Origin of the sequence: Nostoc sp., from assembly GCF_036917755.1 — a bacterium.
Classification (GTDB): Bacteria; Cyanobacteriota; Cyanobacteriia; order Cyanobacteriales; family Nostocaceae; genus Nostoc.
Genome location: NZ_JBALFC010000029.1, coordinates 1 through 3,678, shown reverse-complemented (window position 1 = coordinate 3,678; position 3,678 = coordinate 1). Strand labels below are relative to the sequence as shown.

Sequence of the window (3,678 nt, the reverse complement as noted above, 5' to 3'; positions counted from 1 at the left end):
ATAATACTTGCTTCTCTGTATTCATTTATTGGTGATATCTCCTGTATCCCTAGTGGTTCGCCCTTTTGGGAAAACTTTTTGGTTTACTGGTAATACCTGTCGAAGGGTTATAAATTTTAACTCCTCACTCCTGACTCTTTACTTAATTTGTTTATTGGCTAAATCGATAACGACTTCCCATTACATAATCCTGATTAATTTCAAAAGATATCCATCGGCGTTGCAGAGTTTCAGCAACAAACCCAGTTGTATTAGAACCTGCAAATGGATCTAATACCATATCACCTTCATCAGTTAAGAATTTGATGAAGAATTCGGCGAACCCTTGAGGAAAACGGGCTGGATGGGGCTTAATTTCTGCTGTTTTACAGCGTCGTAAATAAGCGCTATTCGATTCAGTATTAGCAATTTCTAGCAAATTCGGCGGAATTGCACCCTGGTTATCCTTTTGGAATTTATCAGAAATATCATGTCCACTAGGACGTAATTTTGCTTTATAACCATTTTTGAGTAATTGTTTCATACTTTGGCTATAGGGCTTTAAAACTTTTCTGTTATCTGCTTTAGGATTCGGTGTTTTAGACAACCACCAAACTGTATTTACTGAATCTTTCACACGAATCCGCCTGATTGTCACCCACTCAGCAGGGGTTGGCAGTCGAGCCGGATTATAGTGGTAAAATTCTTGAGCAAGAAAGAAACCGACTTCTTTGCATAATCTAACCAAAAGTTCGTATTGGTAGATACTCCGCACGGGATTACCAGGTAAGTAAGCGCCACCTAAATCTAGTACGAATGAGCCATTATCTGCCAGTACTCTTTTAAATTCATAGGCAAAAGGTAGAAACCACTCAATATATTTTTCAGCAGTTTCATTACCGTATTCTTTTTTTCGTGTCAGTGCAAATGGAGGTGATGTGATAATTAAATTAATACTATTATCATCAATAAATTTAATAAGTTTAAGGCTATCACCTAAATATGCTGCTCCGTTCTGCTGGGTATAATAGGGATTAAAATTTATTTCTTTTGGTGGCGTTATTGGTTCTTCTTGCAAGAGTTATATAATTATCTCGTTTTTTATAGTTATAACTTGTTTTAGTATTGTCCAAATATTTAATTTTAAAAGTTATTTTTTAACGCACAGAGAAGTCGGAGCGGTGGCTTCTGCTAGTTTTCTGGTGGGAAGGTCTTGGATTTGGAAGTTGATGTTGAAGGTGGGTCAAATAAGGTAGACCAGAGGTTGAGTGGGTTATCTTGATATCTGTTAACTGTACAAATCTTTCTGCATCATCAATATCCGCCTCAATTATTGATGATTTTGTCATCACTCAAACAACAACAGAAACAAAGCGACCTTGCACCAATGTAGTACGCTTTGATGCAAAACAATTGCGTAGGCGTAGCCCACACTTCGACCCTTCTCTACGAGACGCTGCGCGTAGCTTGCTTCCCGAAGGGTACGGCGCAGGCTCAGGGCAGGCAAGCTCAGTGATCACCGCAGGCATTGGCTGACAACAAGCCACTGGTTAGCTATAAAATAAAGAGAAATCAATCAAAGGGGGTCTTTATGGCAACCCAACTCGGTGAAGCTAAATCTTCAACAGAACTGGTAATATCTTGGGAAGCATTGCCCGCAGATTTTCACCTAGAGGATGAACCAGTGGAAAATACAGGTCAGCCACTATTGGCTGGTGCTTTGCGCGAAAGCCTTGAGATAAGTGGTTTCATCCAACCGCAGATGTTGATAGCCTCGAATTTTGGACTTTGTGCGACGATAAACGGGCAATTTGTTGCTAAAGCACCCGACTGGGTTTATGTGCGATCGGTAAATCAGATTTTAGCAGAACGCAAAAGCTATACACCCAATTTAGAGGGTGATATTCCGGCAATTGTGATGGAATTTCTATCTGACACTGAGGGTGGAGAATACTCTTTTAAGCGCACCTATCCACCAGGAAAATGGTTTTTTTACGAGCAGATTCTTCAAGTCCCAATTTACCTGATTTTTGACCCAAATGGCGGTTTGTTAGAATTTTACCAACTCGAAAACAGCCGCTACGAGTTAAAGCAACCTGATGAAAATGGTCGTCATTGGATTGATTCAATCGGTTTATTTCTGGGAACTTGGCAAGGAACAAAAGAAGCCAGAACTGGTTACTGGTTGCGCTGGTGGGATGAAGCAGGTAATTTGTTGCTTTGGGCAGTGGAACAAATTGAACAGGAACGTCAGCAAAAAGAACGGCTAATTGCCTATTTACAATCTCAAGGTATTGATCCAAATAATTTGCCATAGCATATATAGACAAAATTTTCAAGTATTTGAGTTACTCAGTTTAAGCAAAGAATTGCTGCGGTGTCTATGAAGGAGTGGCGCGTTATGCAGAAATTCCAGCATGGGTGAAAAAGCTAGTCGAAGAGAAAAAAGCAAGAGAGGAAAAAAATAGCGTTTTTGAAGAATCAAAAAACAGAATTATTCGTCACTTAAACTATTAATTCCCGACCGATTTCTACTGGAGGATGATTTATGTCATCACAACTGCTGCGATTTATGTCTTTGGGTATTCTCGGTTTATCTTTGTGTCTGGGCAATTCGGCAGCAATGGCGCAATCTGATTCTACTGGCGATGGTGTAGTAGTACCAACAGTCCCATCAGGTGGTACATCAGCACCAGTCCCAATAGACACATCGACAGGCGTACCACCTTCACCCTCAGCTGACGGTACAACTCGGTTTAGCTGTCAGACTTACAATGGTCAGTACACCGTTATGTATCAGCCACAAAGTCAATCAGGACAATTCTTTCCTTGGGCGGCACCTGCGGCTTTGGGCGGTGGTTGGGATGCACAAAGGCGTTGTACAGCAATTGCCAGTCGTTTAGAACTTTATCGTCCAGATGGCTTACAAGAACTCCAGACAGCTGTAGAAAATAACGAAAATATTGTCTGCGTCACAACTCAAGCTAACCCAACCTGTAGAATTGTGCTAACAGTACCGCGCGGGAAAGACCCCTATGTTATCCGCAATAGCATTTTCCAAAACTTGACTACTGCTGACAGTGGACAACAGACTATAGCCGTTAACACTTATGGCGATCGCAGTAGTGGAGGAAACGAATTATATAATTTAGGACGCACACTTCTAGGCAGTGGTAATAATCGGGTTAGTTCATCTAGAGATGGGATTAATCTCAAACCTTTCCTCGATCGCCAAGATGGCGGTACTGGAAACAATTTGCGGAATGGAGTAGCAATTGGTCGCCAGTCTCAGCCTAACGGCGCTCGTCTAAATCCTGGTAACTTCCGTTAATTGATTAAAACAGTTCAGTTAAGAAGAATTATAGGGTGGGCAAACAGCCATTGGTGTCAACTTAACGTGAAAGTTAGTCTAGAACCAGGTTTTAGAGATTGTCTCGTGTCTCGTTCCCAGTCAGAGACTGGGAACGAGACACGAGAGGCTCCGCCTCAAGACTTGCGGCAGAGCCGCAATTGAAGAGCATTTCCAGCCAGAGCCTGGAAACGAGGTTTTAAAAGGGTTTTGGCTTAAGTTGACACCAATGGCAAACAGCCTACCCTAATTTTCATTAGACCTCTTGCAAAAGTCCCAAATGCATGGGACAAGTTAGGTTAGAGTTGGGTAGCATTGATGACCTACGAACAAGTAAAGAGCTTAAAGCC

Annotated in this window: 3 protein-coding genes; 2 read left to right on the top strand and 1 reads right to left on the bottom strand. The window is 41.6% G+C overall.

What is annotated here, in order from left to right:
- Window positions 1-151: 151 nt before the first annotated feature.
- The gene (locus tag V7L05_RS08930; protein WP_335163784.1) at window positions 152-1,057 is read right to left on the bottom strand and encodes a DNA-methyltransferase; all 906 of its coding nucleotides are present in this window, start codon (window positions 1,055-1,057) and stop codon (window positions 152-154) included.
- Between the two features lie 513 nt (window positions 1,058-1,570).
- On the opposite strand from V7L05_RS08930, the gene V7L05_RS08925 reads away from it, so the two are divergent.
- Both V7L05_RS08925 and V7L05_RS08920 read left to right on the top strand, forming a co-directional pair.
- Complete coding sequence (locus V7L05_RS08925; RefSeq protein WP_335163782.1) at window positions 1,571-2,296, top strand: Uma2 family endonuclease; 726 nt, start codon at window positions 1,571-1,573, stop codon at window positions 2,294-2,296.
- 231 nt (window positions 2,297-2,527) lie between these two features.
- Window positions 2,528-3,310, top strand: coding sequence for a COP23 domain-containing protein (locus tag V7L05_RS08920; RefSeq protein WP_335163780.1), 783 nt, complete (start codon window positions 2,528-2,530; stop codon window positions 3,308-3,310).
- The last annotated feature ends 368 nt before the right edge of the window (window positions 3,311-3,678 follow it).